The sequence below is a fragment of the Amycolatopsis sp. NPDC114484 genome (assembly GCF_055633755.1).
The window spans coordinates 276,976-289,473 of record NZ_JBVKDQ010000010.1; the positions used below are offsets into that span (position 1 = coordinate 276,976).

15 protein-coding genes are annotated in these 12,498 nt (G+C 69.3%); 7 read left to right on the plus strand and 8 right to left on the minus strand.

The annotated features are described in order from the left end of the window. Position 1: 1 nt before the first annotated feature. Together ACZ7SW_RS25180 and ACZ7SW_RS25185 are read right to left on the minus strand one after the other, a co-directional pair. Positions 2-1,180 carry an MFS transporter gene (locus ACZ7SW_RS25180; RefSeq protein ID WP_470232804.1) on the minus strand — a complete coding sequence of 393 codons (1,179 nt, stop codon included), beginning with the start codon at positions 1,178-1,180 and terminating at the stop codon, positions 2-4. A 185-nt stretch (positions 1,181-1,365) separates the two neighbouring features. Continuing rightward, the gene (locus tag ACZ7SW_RS25185; protein ID WP_470232805.1) at positions 1,366-1,689 is read right to left on the minus strand and encodes an ArsR/SmtB family transcription factor; all 324 of its coding nucleotides are present in this window, start codon (positions 1,687-1,689) and stop codon (positions 1,366-1,368) included. Between the two features lie 109 nt (positions 1,690-1,798). Here ACZ7SW_RS25185 and ACZ7SW_RS25190 point away from each other — a divergent pair, with 109 nt between their 5' ends. After that, a complete protein-coding gene (locus ACZ7SW_RS25190; RefSeq protein WP_470232806.1) occupies positions 1,799-2,998 on the plus strand; it encodes an MFS transporter in 1,200 nt (399 codons plus the stop codon). Positions 2,999-3,011: 13 nt separating this feature from the next. Further along, positions 3,012-3,656, plus strand: coding sequence for a spermine/spermidine synthase domain-containing protein (locus ACZ7SW_RS25195; protein WP_470232807.1), 645 nt, complete (start codon positions 3,012-3,014; stop codon positions 3,654-3,656). Position 3,657: 1 nt separating this feature from the next. Here ACZ7SW_RS25195 and ACZ7SW_RS25200 read toward each other — a convergent pair whose 3' ends face one another. Beyond that, complete coding sequence (locus tag ACZ7SW_RS25200; protein ID WP_470232808.1) at positions 3,658-4,239, minus strand: HhH-GPD-type base excision DNA repair protein; 582 nt, start codon at positions 4,237-4,239, stop codon at positions 3,658-3,660. A 28-nt stretch (positions 4,240-4,267) separates the two neighbouring features. Next, positions 4,268-5,029, minus strand: coding sequence for an AraC family transcriptional regulator (locus tag ACZ7SW_RS25205; protein WP_470232809.1), 762 nt, complete (start codon positions 5,027-5,029; stop codon positions 4,268-4,270). Between the two features lie 50 nt (positions 5,030-5,079). Between ACZ7SW_RS25205 and ACZ7SW_RS25210 the strand changes: the two genes are divergently transcribed. After that, positions 5,080-5,493: a DUF2000 family protein gene (locus ACZ7SW_RS25210; protein WP_470232810.1), complete on the plus strand. Its 414-nt coding sequence runs from the start codon at positions 5,080-5,082 to the stop codon at positions 5,491-5,493. A gap of 419 nt (positions 5,494-5,912) precedes the next feature. On the opposite strand, the gene ACZ7SW_RS25215 is transcribed toward ACZ7SW_RS25210, so the two are convergent. From ACZ7SW_RS25215 to ACZ7SW_RS25225, 3 genes are read right to left on the minus strand one after another with little or no spacing between them, the layout of a single operon-like run. Next, positions 5,913-6,515: a class I SAM-dependent methyltransferase gene (locus ACZ7SW_RS25215; RefSeq protein WP_470232811.1), complete on the minus strand. Its 603-nt coding sequence runs from the start codon at positions 6,513-6,515 to the stop codon at positions 5,913-5,915. 29 nt (positions 6,516-6,544) lie between these two features. After that, positions 6,545-6,910, minus strand: coding sequence for a DUF2203 domain-containing protein (locus tag ACZ7SW_RS25220; protein WP_116201667.1), 366 nt, complete (start codon positions 6,908-6,910; stop codon positions 6,545-6,547). 37 nt (positions 6,911-6,947) lie between these two features. Further along, positions 6,948-7,424 (minus strand): hypothetical protein, encoded by a 477-nt coding sequence (locus ACZ7SW_RS25225; protein WP_470232812.1) that lies wholly within the window; start codon positions 7,422-7,424, stop codon positions 6,948-6,950. Between the two features lie 228 nt (positions 7,425-7,652). Between ACZ7SW_RS25225 and ACZ7SW_RS25230 the strand changes: the two genes are divergently transcribed. Together ACZ7SW_RS25230 and ACZ7SW_RS25235 are read left to right on the plus strand one after the other, a co-directional pair. Continuing rightward, the gene (locus ACZ7SW_RS25230) at positions 7,653-8,876 is read left to right on the plus strand and encodes an NADP-dependent isocitrate dehydrogenase (RefSeq protein ID WP_470232813.1); all 1,224 of its coding nucleotides are present in this window, start codon (positions 7,653-7,655) and stop codon (positions 8,874-8,876) included. A gap of 190 nt (positions 8,877-9,066) precedes the next feature. Beyond that, entirely contained in the window at positions 9,067-9,378 is a 312-nt protein-coding gene (locus tag ACZ7SW_RS25235; protein ID WP_470232814.1) for an SH3 domain-containing protein, read from the plus strand. 395 nt (positions 9,379-9,773) lie between these two features. Here ACZ7SW_RS25235 and ACZ7SW_RS25240 read toward each other — a convergent pair whose 3' ends face one another. Then, a complete protein-coding gene (locus tag ACZ7SW_RS25240) occupies positions 9,774-10,505 on the minus strand; it encodes an MBL fold metallo-hydrolase (protein WP_470232815.1) in 732 nt (243 codons plus the stop codon). Positions 10,506-10,569: 64 nt separating this feature from the next. On the opposite strand from ACZ7SW_RS25240, the gene ACZ7SW_RS25245 reads away from it, so the two are divergent. Then, the gene (locus ACZ7SW_RS25245; RefSeq protein ID WP_470232867.1) at positions 10,570-11,385 is read left to right on the plus strand and encodes an exodeoxyribonuclease III; all 816 of its coding nucleotides are present in this window, start codon (positions 10,570-10,572) and stop codon (positions 11,383-11,385) included. Positions 11,386-11,797: 412 nt separating this feature from the next. Next, entirely contained in the window at positions 11,798-12,235 is a 438-nt protein-coding gene (locus ACZ7SW_RS25250) for a hypothetical protein (protein ID WP_470232816.1), read from the plus strand. Positions 12,236-12,498: the final 263 nt, after the last annotated feature.

Below are 12,498 nucleotides of genomic sequence, written 5' to 3' on the forward strand. Positions count from 1 at the left end.
GTCAGGACGCGAGCGCGAGTTCCTTCTGGACCCGCGCCTCGCGCCGGTCCAGCAGTCCGGACACCGCCGCGATCGACACCCCGAGCACGGCCAGCAGCGCGCCGACCCAGTTCGGGGCCAGCAGGCCGAGCCCGCCCGCGATGACCAGGCCGCCGAGGTACGCGCCGATCGAGTTGGCGATGTTGAACGCGGACTGCACCGCGGCCGAGACCAGCGACGGCGTGCCGCCCGCCTTCTCCATGATCCGCGCCTGCATCATCGGGCCGATCATGAAGCCCGCGACTCCCACGAAGAAGATCGTGACCGCCGCGCCGACCTTGCCCTGCGCGGTCACGGTGAAGATCGCGAGCACGGTCGCCAGCGAGAGCAGCGCGACGTACAGGCTCGGCATCAGCTTCTTGTCCGCGAGCCGTCCGCCGAGGTAGTTGCCGATCGTCATGCCGACGCCGGCCAGCGAGAGCAGCACCGTGACGTTGGCGGGCGAGTATCCGGCGACATCGGTCAGCATCGGCGCGATGTAGGACATGCAGGCGAACACACCGCCGAGTCCGAACATCACGATCGCCAGCGCCAGCCATACCTGCGGCCGGCGGAACGCGCCGAGTTCGCCGCGGAGCGACGGGTCGTCCGGGCGGCCCTGGTGCGGCACCAGTTTCGCGATGGCGGCGATGGCGAGCAGGCCGATCACCGCGACGACGCCGAACGTCGCGCGCCAGCCGACTTGCTGGCCGAGCAGCGTGCCGAGCGGAACGCCGATGACGTTCGCCAGCGTGAGGCCCATGAACATCATCGACACGGCCTTCGCGCGCTGGCCGGGCTGCGAGAGGCTGGACGCGACGACCGCGCCCGCGCCGAAGAACGCGCCGTGCGGCAGGCCGGCGAGGAACCGGAACGCGATGCCGAAGTCCTGGTTCGGCGACAGCGCGAACAGCGCGTTGCCGACTGTGAACAGGCCCATCATCGCCAGCAGCATCGTTTTGCGCGGCAACCGGACGGCCAGCGCGGTGAGCAGCGGCGCGCCGATCACCACGCCGAGCGCGTAGGCGGAGATGAAGTAGCCCGCGGACGGGATGTCGATGTGGAAGTCCGCGGCGGTCAGGGGCAGCACACCCATCATCACGAACTCGGTGGTACCGATGCCGAAGGCACCGACGGCGAGCGCGAGCAACGCGACGGGCACGGCTCTCCCTTCCTGGAGAAATCGATTGCTCAGCGCCTGGGTCACAGGCTTCTGAAGCGCTTTAGAACGAGGGCAAAAAACTAGACAGCCCCGACGTCGTCGTGCTGTCTCGCTCTAGTTGAACCGATGGAGGGCGGCCTTGTCATCCCGGTATTCGGGTGAGGCCCGCCACGTAGCGCGACCGCTCAGCGCGGCGCGGCCAGCACGCCGTCGAGCAGGCCGGGGAACAGCGCGTCGAGATCGTTGCGGCGCAAGGAGTTGTACCGGGTGGTGCCTTCCTGGCGGCCGACGATCACCCCGGCCTGGCGCAGGGTCGCGAGGTGATGGGTGAGTGTGGACTTGGTCACCGGCACCTCGAAACCGCTGCACGAGATCTCCGTTCCGGAGTTCGCCAGCTGCCGGACCATCGCCAGGCGGACCGGGTCCGCCAGCGCGCGCAGCACCGCTTCGACCGTGATCTCGTCGCGGTCCGGATAGGCGAGCGGCGGCAGGGGCACAGAGGCGGGCATGAGTCCATAGTACGACGGCTGTCGAAATTGTCGCCCGCGCCGTGTACGGTCGTCATCGAACTACGACGTTCGTCGAACTATCCGTTCAGGTCTCATTGGGGGGACATTCATGTCCAGCGTCTCGTCCTCGGCGGCGGCCCGGAACTCGGTGCTCGCGTTCGGGGCCTTCGGCGTCGGCACCAGCGGCTACATCGTGGCCGGGTTGCTGCCGGCACTGACTTCTGAGCTGCACATCTCCGCGACGGCCGCGGCGCAGCTCGTCACTTCGTTCGCCATCGCATACGCGGTGGGCTCGCCGCTCTTCGCCGCCGCCACCGGCCGGTGGGAACGGCGGACGCTGCTGGTCGCCGCGCTCGCGGTGGCCGCGGTCGGGAACATCTTCGCGGCCGTCGCGCCGGGGTACACGACGTTGCTGATCGCGCGGGTCGTCACGGCGGTCGGGGCCGCCGTCTACACCCCGGCCGCCACCGCCGTCGCCGCGGAGCTGACCACGCCGGAACGTCGCGGCCGAGCCGTTTCGCTGGTGTTCGGGGGACTCACCATCGCGCTGATCTTCGGCGTTCCGCTGGGCAGCGTGATCTCCCAGCAGTTCGGCTACGAGGGCGCGTTCCTGTTCGTCGGCATCCTCTCCGCGCTCTCCGCGCTCGGCGCGCTCGGGGTGCGGGTCGCGTTGCCGAAGGTCGCGCCGCCGCCGGTGGTCGGGCTCGCCGAGCGGTTCGCGGTCGCGCGGGACAAGCGGGTCGTCGCGCTGCTGGTCACCACCACGCTCGCCTGCCTCGCCGCGTTCATGGTCTACACCCTGGTGTCGCCGGTCCTCACCGCCACCGCGGGCGTTTCCGGCGGGACGATCACGGTGCTGCTGTTCTGCTACGGCATCGGCGGCGCGATCGGCAACTTCGCCGGTGGCCGCGCGGCCGACCGGTGGGGCGCGCGGAAGCCGCTGCTGATCGTGCTCATCGGATTCACCGCGGTGATGGTGCTGCTGCCGTTCACCGCGACGACTGTGGTCGGGGCCGGGATCACGTTGTTCGTGTGGGGCTTGGCGAACTGGTCGTTCAGCCCGCCGCTGCAGCACCGGCTCATCGAGCTGTCGCCGGGGCACGCCGGTCTCGCGCTGTCGCTCAACGCGTCGGCGATCTACCTGGGCGTCGGCCTGTCCGGCGTCGTCGGCGGCGCGGTGCTGACCTCGGCCGGGGCGACAGTCCTGCCGGAGATCGCCGCGATCCTCGCCGCCGCGGCGGCGCTGGTGGTCGTGTTCTTCTGGGGCACGAGGAAGCGGGTTGAGGTCCGCGAGGAGGTCGCGGTCTGAGAAGCTGCCGGGCGTGGCGGAGGTACTGGAGACCGTGCCCGGGCACGGCGGAGAACTGGTGCTGCGGCGCGACGGCGCCGAGTTCGAGGTGATCGAAAACGGGATGTTCCTGATGGACACCCGAAACGGCGAGTCGGAGCGGCTGCTCGTGACCGGAGCGGCCGACCGGCTCGCGCCCGGCGCGCGAGTGCTGATCGGCGGCCTCGGCGTCGGGTTCTCGCTGCGCGCCGCGCTGGATCACGGTGCGGTCGGTTCTGTGGTTGTGGTGGAACGGGAACCGGCGGTGATCGCCTGGAACCGCACCGGCCCGCTGCGCGAGGTCCACGGTGCGGCGCTGGACGATCCGCGCGTGACGGTGGTCGAGGCGGATCTGCTGGAGTGGCTGCGGACGACCGGCGAGACGTTCGACGCGCTGTGCCTGGATATCGACAATGGTCCAGAGTGGACAGTCACCGAGGGGAATGCCTCGCTGTACGCGGCTTCCGGCCTGGCCCGGTTGTCTCAGCTGCTGCGTCCGGGCGGGGTGCTGGCGGTGTGGAGCGCGGGCGCGGCACCGGGGTTCACGGCTCGGTTGCGGGAACGGTTCGCCGAGGTGGACGTGGTGGAGATTCCGGTGCCGCGCGGGGAACCGGACGTGGTTTGGTTCGCGCGGGGCTGAGTCAGTTCGCCTTGGCGGCAGCCTTCGCGGCCTTCTTGAACGCGCGCACCTCGCCGAGCGTCTTCGCGTCCGTCACGTCCGCAATGGACCGACGGGAGCCGCGATCTCCGTACGCGCCTGCGGCTTCTCGCCAACCCTTCGGGGCCACGCCGCGCTGTTTGCCCAGCAGAGCCAGGAAGATCTTCGCCTTCTGCTCGCCGAAACCGGGCAGTGCCTTGAGCCGCTTCAGCACCTCTTCGCCGTCCGGCTTGGGGCGGCCGTCTAGCCAGATGCCTTCGGTGCGGCCGTCGTAGTTCTCGATGATGTGCAGCGCGAGCGCGTGCACGCGACGGGCCATCGAACCGCCGTAGCGGTGGATCGCGGGCGATACGACGCACATCTCGACGAATGCCTCGACGTCGGTGGCGGCGATCTTCTGCAGCGAGAACCCGTCCATCCGGTCGGCGATCTTCCGCGGGCCCGCGAAGGCGTGCTCCATCGGGTACTGCTGGTCCAGGAGCATCCCGGTGAGCAGGGCGAACGGGTCGTCGTTGAGCAGCTTGTCGGCCGCCGGGTCGCCGGTCAGGTGCAGTTCGCGCAGCATGGGGGTCATCTTCGCACAAACCGCCCGGTCAGCCGCGTGCGAAGCGGGCCGGGGTGGTGCCGAGGTAGCGGCGGAAGTGGCGGGTCAGGTGTGCCTGGTCGGTGAACCCGGCGGTCGTGGCGACGGCGGCGGGCGGGGTGCCGTCGAGCAGGAGGCGGCGGGCGTGGTCGACGCGGCGGCCGGTGACGTACCGGTGCGGCGGCAGTCCGAAGCGGCGGCCGAAGGCGCGGACGAGGTGGACCGGGTGCGCGCCCAGTACCTCGGAGGCGTCGGCGAGGGTCAGCGAATCGGGTAAGCGTTCGTCCAGGAGGTCGCGCAGGTCGTCGGCGAGGGTGCGATCGGGTGGCGCGACGTCCGGGCGGCCGAGGTGGCTGCGCAGCCGCTGCGCGACCAGGACGAGGCGGCTTTCGGCTTCCAGCGGTTCGGCGAGCGACTGGTGCAGCTGGTGGATTCTGGTGCGCAGCAACGGATCCGGCAGGCTCGGCTGATCGACGGCGGCTCCGATCAGGTCGTCGCCGAGTACGTCGGCGTCGAGGTAGAGCACGCGTTTGCGGAAGCCTTGGCTGGTCGCGGCGCGACCGTCGTGCGCGACGTTCGGCGGCAGCAGCGTGACGGCCGTGCCGAGTGCGCCGTGGTGGTGGCGGTCGAGGTCGTAGCTGATCGCGCCGTCGTCGACGATCAGCAGCGTCCAGGTGTCGTGCGTGTGCGCGGGGTAGGCGTGGTCGGTGAACCGGGCGTGGAACGCCTCGGCGATTCCAGGCACCGAAGGGCGCCAGGCCGACACCGTCATGTTCAAAACGTACAAGACCCGCACGCGGCACCGCGCCGATGCTGGCTCGCATGAACCGATTCGACACGAAGATCGCCGTGCTGCTGCGGGACGACCTGGCCTCGTGGCAACGGCTGAACGTCACGGCGTTCCTGGTGAGCGGCGTGGCCCACACGACGCCCGAACTGATCGGCGAGCCCTACCTCGACGCCGACGACACCGAGTACCTGCCGATGTTCCGCCAGCCGGTACTCGTGTTCGCGGGCACCGCCGAGACGCTCGCGCTGGCGCACCGCCGGGCGCTCACGCGAGGTCTGCGGTTCTCGATCTTCACCGACGAGCTGTTCCAGACCGGCAATGACGTCGACAATCGCGCAGCGGTGCGGGCGGTGCCGCAGGAGAAGCTGGCGTTGGCCGGGATGGCTGTGCATGGGCCGAAGAACGCGGTGGACAAGATCCTCAAGGGCGCGCGGCTACACGGCTGAACGGGGGATTTTTCGCCGCAGCGCAGGGAATCCTCGGTCGCGCACGCCGACCAGATCGGGTTCAGCTGCACCTGCGGAAGCCGGCGCGTACCCGTTCGAAGGCAGTGCTTCGTGGGGTGCGGGCGAGGTCACGGCGTGGGAGTACGGCGACGCGGCGAAGGTGGACGCCGAGTCGGCTGACGGCTGGGATTGGGTCCGGCTGGAGCTCGGCGGCCGCAGCTCGCGACGCCCGGCTTCATCGCGTTTCGCGGGACCCGGGCGGGTGGCACGGGCGCCTGCGCCGAGCCGGGTTCGACCGCCGACTTCACCGTGACCCGCCTGACTCGCGCGGCCGACGGAGCGGTGACCGACCTCGACGTCACTTTCGTCCTGCACTGCACCTCCGCCGCTGCCACCAACGGCGAGGCGCACTACCACCGCTAGGCCTCCGCGAAGACCGCGAAAACCTGCCGTACCCGGTCACCCTGATCGAGCGTCACGTGCTGTGCCGTTGCCGAGCTGAATCCCGCCTCGGTGGCCAGCGCGGCGGCTTCGTCGAGGGTGCCCGGGACGCGCAGGTCTCGCGGGAACACGTCGGCGAACTTGCCGGTCGGCTTGAAGCGTTCCGACGACACGATGCTGAACGCCAGCTGGCCGCCCGGACGCAGCACTCGCCGCCAGTCGGCCAGTGCGCGCGGGCCGAGGAAGTGCAGTGCGGACGCGCAGACGACCGCGTCGGCCTCGCCGTCGCCGAGTGGCAGCGGTATCGCGGATCCGACGTGCCACGAGATCCGGCCGTCCGGGTCGCGGTCGGCGGCCTTGGCTCGGGCGATCTCGATCATCGCGGGGGAGAGATCGATCGCGAACACCGCGGCCGGTTCCAGCAGCCGCAACGCCGCGAAGGCTGCCGCGCCGGTTCCGGCGGCGATGTCGACCAGCAGGTCGGGCTTGGGGGCCAGGCCGCCGATCAGCTGCTCGGCCACGTACGGGTGGAAGGTGTCCTCGTCGTATCCCGCCGCGTCGGCGTCGAAAAGTGTGCTCACCTAGCCACCGTAGTGGGCTTGACCAGTGATTATCCGGGCAATCGGCGACGGCCGGCGAAACCGAGGTCGGCCCGGTGGTACCAGGTCAGTTCGCGGTCGCCTTCGAGCCAGCACAACAGCACGTCGTCGCCGTCGAGCGAGGCCGGGAAGTCCACCAGCAGCGGGGCGAACCCCTTCAGCTCGGCCCCGGTCGCCTGGATCGCGGTCATCAGGTCGTCCAGCCGGGCCTGCGCGGCCTTCCACTCCGGCAGACCGCCGAGGCTGGTGTCCCGCCCGCCCGGACGCAGGGACGCGGCGAGCTCGGCGGCGTCGGCGCGGACCCGGATCAGTTCGGCGAGAACGGGAAGCAACCGGGCGAGTTCGGTGCGGGCCTCGGCTACGGTGAACAATCCCATCTGCAAATAGTCTCACCGGGCCCGCGCCGTCCTGCCGCTACCTGCGCCGACGCACGAGCGTCGCCGCCAGGCCCGCGCCGACCAGCAGGAATCCGGTGCCGAGCAAGGCGCCGGAGACCAGCCAGCCGCCGAATCCGGCCGCCAGTTCGTTGCCCGGCAGCAGGCGCAGCAGGTCGATTCCCGTCCGCGGCGACACGAGCGTGACCACCCCGGGCAGCGCGCCCCAGACCACCCCGCCGACGACCGGTCCGGTCGACGACCACGCGCCGAGCACGGCCACCCCGACGAGCAGCAGCGCGCCGAGCACCATCAGCGTGGTGCCGAGGCTGTCACCGTGTTCGGCGAAGGTCGCGGACACCCGCGTCTGCTGGCGGTAACCGCCGAAAGCCAGCACCCCGATCGCGATGGGCGTGAGCACGAGGCCGCACAGCCCGCTCAGCACGCGCGCGGCGGCGCGGCCGGCGGGCTGGCTGACCATCGCCGGTTGGGCGGGGTAGGACGCGGGGTACGACATGGTGTGGCCTCCCAGGCTGTGGTTACGCGATGGGATGGTCGCCGGGCCCGTCCGGTTCCCCCTCGCGGGCGTCTGGATCGTGCCCGGTCGGAGAGTCGCGTCAAGGGTGGTAGAGACTTGATTCCGACCACTTCTGGAACCATCCAGCTCTGTTAAGCAGTACGCTTGTACCGCTATCGGAGAGCGAAGAAGCGAACGCGAAGATCCGCGGAAGGAGCACCGCTGCTCATGGCCAAGATCAAGGTCCAGGGCACCGTTGTCGAACTCGACGGCGACGAGATGACCCGCATCATTTGGCAGTTCATCAAGGACAAGCTGATCCACCCGTACCTGGACGTCAACCTGGACTATTACGACCTGGGCATCGAGGAGCGGGACCGCACCGACGACCAGATCACGGTCGACGCCGCCAACGCCATCAAGCAGCACGGCGTCGGCGTCAAGTGCGCCACGATCACGCCCGACGAGGCGCGCGTGGAGGAGTTCGGCCTGAAGAAGATGTGGGTGTCCCCGAACGGGACCATCCGCAACATCCTCGGCGGCGTGATCTTCCGCGAGCCGATCGTCATGCGGAACGTGCCGCGGCTGGTACCCGGCTGGACCAAGCCGATCATCATCGGCCGGCACGCCCACGGCGACCAGTACAAGGCCACCAACTTCAAGGTCCCCGGCCCGGGCACCCTGACGATGACCTACACCCCCGAAGACGGCTCCGAGCCGATGGAGTTCCAGGTCGCGAACTTCCCCGAGGGCGGCGGCGTCGCGATGGGGATGTACAACTACCGCAAGTCGATCGAGGACTTCGCGCGCGCGTCGCTGCAGTACGGCCTCGACCGCGAGTACCCGGTCTACCTCTCCACCAAGAACACGATCCTCAAGGCCTACGACGGCATGTTCAAGGACGTGTTCCAGGAGATCTTCGAGACCGAGTTCAAGTCCGACTTCGACGCCAAGGGCATCACCTACGAGCACCGGCTGATCGACGACATGGTCGCCGCGTCGCTCAAGTGGGAGGGCGGCTACGTCTGGGCGTGCAAGAACTACGACGGCGACGTCCAGTCCGACACCGTCGCGCAGGGCTTCGGTTCGCTCGGCCTGATGACCTCGGTGCTGCGCACGCCGGACGGCAGGACGGTCGAGGCCGAGGCCGCGCACGGCACGGTCACCCGGCACTACCGCCAGCACCAGCAGGGCAAGCCGACCTCCACGAACCCGATCGCCTCGATCTACGCGTGGACCCGGGGCCTCGAGCACCGCGGCAAGCTGGACGGCAACTCGGAGCTGATCGGCTTCGCGAACAAGCTGGAGCAGGTCGTCGTCGACACCGTCGAGGGCGGCAAGATGACCAAGGACCTCGCGCTGCTGGTCGGCAAGGACCAGGAATGGCAGACGACCGAGGACTTCCTCGCGACGCTGGACGAGAACCTGGCCAAGAAGATCGCGCAGGGCTGATCTTTCTTTAGCCGTTAGGGAGAAGGGCACCTCGGAGGAGTCTTCCGAGGTGCCCTTCTCTTTTTGTCACTCTTCGTGTTGTGTCGGTGACAGGATTGGCACCTCCGGGTGGAATGGCGGCGCGAACCTGTCCGGGCCCGGTCGGACTCCCTACTCTGGACGAGGGGTTTTTCGCGACTGAGGAGCGGCCGTGATTCTGGGTTTGCCCAAGAAGACACTGATTATTATCGGAGTCATCGCAGCGGTCGTGGTCATCTACGCGTTCGGCCAGAAAGGCCAGGCGGACGCGCAGGGATCCCCGACCGGCTGCAAGGTCTCGGTGACCGCCGACGTGCTCAACGCGCGGGAAGCCGCCGCGGGTAACGGGAAAGTCATCGGGAAGTACTTGCGCGGCGCGGAGTTCGACGCACAACCCGTGGTGCAGAACGGGTTCCGGAAGATCGCCGACGGCAAGTGGGTCGCGGACAGCTTCGTGACGCCGGTTCCCGGGGCCAAGTGCTGAGTCCGTTTCGTACTGGCGGCTGGTTGAGGCGCTGATCGTTCCCGGTGCGGACGCTGGTCTGCGCGGACCGCTTGCGGTGCTTGGGTTCGTGTGGTTGCTGGGTTCGATGCGTCGCGTGGTTCGCCTGGGACCGAGCGGTTGCCGAGTTTGGTCCCAGGTGCGTCCGGTGTGGTGCCTCGGCTCCGGTCGCTTTTCGTCTCATGTGGTGGGACTGCTTCGGTTGTCCAACCGGGATCGCCGCCGATCGGTTGAGCCGATGCCTCCGTGCGGCGTGAAACATTCGCGATTGCCGGATGCCTTTACGGTACCTGCTCCGGTTCGGTTTGCTCTTCGCGCTGCTCTGGTGACCACGCGAAAGCGTGCGGTGATTGATCGCGGTTTTACGGTGCGCGCGATTATGCGTGATTCAGCATGAGTCCTTCTTCCGCGGCGAGCACTTCCCCGGAGAACTCGGCGCGGGCTTCGGCCACCGAAACCGCTCGGTCGGAACCCGGCCAGAAATGCGTCAGCAGCAGGGTCGCGACATTCGCCGACGCGGCGAGCCGGCCTGCTTCCGCGGCGGTCATCAGGTAGCGGGGGCCGTCCGGTGGTGCGCCTTGCAGGGTGGCTTCGCAGATGAGGACGTCGGCGTCGCGGGCCAAGCCGGTCAATTGCGGAGCGGGGCCGGTGTCGCCCGTGTAGGCGAGGGTGTAGCTGGGTGTGGTGAGCCGGACCCCGTAATTCGGCACGTGGTGCGGCAGGAGTGCGGTGGTGAGCCGGAACGGGCCGAGGTCGGTCCCGGGGCCGAGGTCGTGGAGGTCGAAGATCTCGTCAGGGGCCGGGCTGGGCTCCATCGCGGCGAGCCGGCGCACGGTGCCGGGAGTGCAGTGCATCGGGAGTTCGCGGTCGGTCGTGTAGTGGCGGGCCCGGCCGAGCGCGCTGACGTCGGCGATGTGGTCGGGATGCTCGTGCGTCACGACGATCGCGTCGAGCCGATCGGCGGCGACGTGCCGGAAGAGCTGCGAGGCGGCTCCGTAGCCGAGGTCGAGCGCGACGTGGAAATCCTCGTGGGACAGCAGGAATCCGGCACAGGCGCGGCCGGATTCCGGCCAGGCGCCACAGCTTCCGAGGACGGTCAGGCGGGGCATGGCGATCATTCTGGACCTCGCCGGACCCGCCGTGCCCGGAAAATTGTCGGACCCGGCGGGTAGCGTGCGCGGGGTGCTGATCGTCTCCACTGTCAACGTCAATGGCCTCCGGGCCGCCGTCAAGAAGGGCTTCGTCGAGTGGCTGGCCGCCACTGAGGCGGATGTCGTCGCGTGTCAGGAGGTGCGGGCCGAGGCCGCGCAACTGCCCGCGTCCGTCGTCGCGCCGGAGGGGTGGTTCGCCGCGCACGCGCCTTCGGTCGCGAAGGGACGCAACGGGGTCTCGCTGTACAGCCGCGTCGAGCCGGACGAGGTGCGGACCGGGTTCGGCGAGCCTGAGTTCGAGGACAGCGGGCGGTACCTGGAAATGCACCTGCCCGGCGTGGTGGTGGCGAGCTTGTACCTGCCGAGCGGCGACGTCGGCACCGAGCGCCAGGACGAGAAGGAACGCTTCATGGCCGCGTTCCTGCCGTACCTGGTCGAACTGCGCGCGAAGTCGGCCGCGGAGGGGCGCGAGGTCGTCGTGGTGGGCGACTGGAACATCGCCTACGACACGGTCGATCTCAAGAACTGGCGCGGCAACCAGAAGAACTCCGGCTTCCTGCCCGAGGAACGCGAGTGGCTGGGCCGCGTCTACGAGGCGGGCTACACCGACGTCCAGCGCCGGCTCGACCCCGAGGGTCCCGGTCCGTACACGTGGTGGTCCTACCGGGGCAAGGCGTTCGACAACGACTCGGGCTGGCGCATCGACTGCCAGCTGGCGACCCCCGGCCTCGCGGAGAAGGTGAAGTCGGTAGTGGTCGAACGGGCAGAGTCCTACGACCAGCGCTGGTCGGACCACGCGCCGGTCACCGCGAAGTACGACGTGCCGTTCCCGGGCTGAGCCTGGTTTCCTCCTGGTGACTAGTTGGTGAATAACCTGCGGAGAGTAGTTCGGGTTTGTGCTGAGGGGTGATTCCGTCCGGTTTCGCCGGGGTTGAGCACACTGTGCGTGGTTCCGCGAACGACGCACAGCGCTGACCACCGACGACACCGAGACGGCAGGGGTGGCCACGGTTACTCCCTGAGTGGGCGCTAGCCTCGGCACCCGAGTTGATCAGATCCGACAGGTCTTGACACGCTCGGTAGTTTTCTGACCAGTAGCACGTCGAGAACTCATCCTTACGGGTGAGAAGCTCACTCAGAACAGTCACCTCGCGGGAGGCACTCCGGTGCGCAACGCAGGCCGGTTCGTGACACGGTCCACGCTGGCTCTTGGCCGTCCAGCGCTTCACGCGTCCGTCACCCCATCAGGGGTGCCCGGCGCGGAGGCGGCCGAGCGGACTTCGGTTCGCGGCTCGGCGCGGGACGGTCGCGGTGCTCTGGCGGTCGACAGCAGGCGTTCCGGCCGTTTCGCAGCGGCTTCCGCCCGTTCCCTGGCGGTGGCGGGCGGGCGCGTCCTGGCGGTGCTGGCGACGATCCTGATCGCGGCCGCCGGAACGGGCGCGGCGGCTTTCGCGGACGACGGTGTCGCCCGGGCGGAGACGACGTCGACCGGGTTCGGGATGCTCGGACCGGTCGGGCTGGTCGCGGTGGGCTTCGGCGTCATCGGGATGGCGCTGGGCGTCGTCCGGCAGCGGCGCAAGGCGCGTACGAAGGCGATCGAAGCGGTGGCTGCCGCCGGGGCTCTCGACGAGGAGCCGGTCCGGCCGCTGGAACCGGCTCCGGCCGCGCTGAACCTGCGGCAGTCCTAGTCGGCAGGCCGGTTCTCCGGCAGTCGAAATCTCCCGCGGCTCCGGGCTTGCGTCAGCGACTTCCTTGCGGCCTGGGCGGTGCTGGATCGCCAGCGGGCCGCGGCAGTCCTGGCGGTCTGAGCTTCAACTTCTTCCCCATGGATCCCCGAGTAACGCTTCGTCGGCAGCCTCTTCCCAGAGACAGGTACCCGGGCGGAGGCCGCCGAAACGTCCCATCCGCCCCGCGAACCGCTAGGCCCGCGGCGCCGCCTCCTTCGCAGCCT

Excerpts from the sequence above, each read along its gene's own strand:
- ACZ7SW_RS25190 (WP_470232806.1), top strand. The coding sequence starts at position 1,799 with ATGTCCAGCGTCTCGTCCTCGGCGGCGGCCCGGAACTCGGTGCTCGCG.
- ACZ7SW_RS25230 (WP_470232813.1), top strand. The coding sequence starts at position 7,653 with ATGGCCAAGATCAAGGTCCAGGGCACCGTTGTCGAACTCGACGGCGAC.
- ACZ7SW_RS25220 (WP_116201667.1), bottom strand. The coding sequence starts at position 6,910 with ATGGGATTGTTCACCGTAGCCGAGGCCCGCACCGAACTCGCCCGGTTG.
- ACZ7SW_RS25205 (WP_470232809.1), bottom strand. The coding sequence starts at position 5,029 with ATGACGGTGTCGGCCTGGCGCCCTTCGGTGCCTGGAATCGCCGAGGCG.
- ACZ7SW_RS25210 (WP_470232810.1), top strand. The coding sequence starts at position 5,080 with ATGAACCGATTCGACACGAAGATCGCCGTGCTGCTGCGGGACGACCTG.
- ACZ7SW_RS25200 (WP_470232808.1), bottom strand. The coding sequence starts at position 4,239 with ATGCTGCGCGAACTGCACCTGACCGGCGACCCGGCGGCCGACAAGCTG.
- ACZ7SW_RS25240 (WP_470232815.1), bottom strand. The coding sequence starts at position 10,505 with ATGCCCCGCCTGACCGTCCTCGGAAGCTGTGGCGCCTGGCCGGAATCC.
- ACZ7SW_RS25185 (WP_470232805.1), bottom strand. The coding sequence starts at position 1,689 with ATGCCCGCCTCTGTGCCCCTGCCGCCGCTCGCCTATCCGGACCGCGAC.
- ACZ7SW_RS25225 (WP_470232812.1), bottom strand. The coding sequence starts at position 7,424 with ATGTCGTACCCCGCGTCCTACCCCGCCCAACCGGCGATGGTCAGCCAG.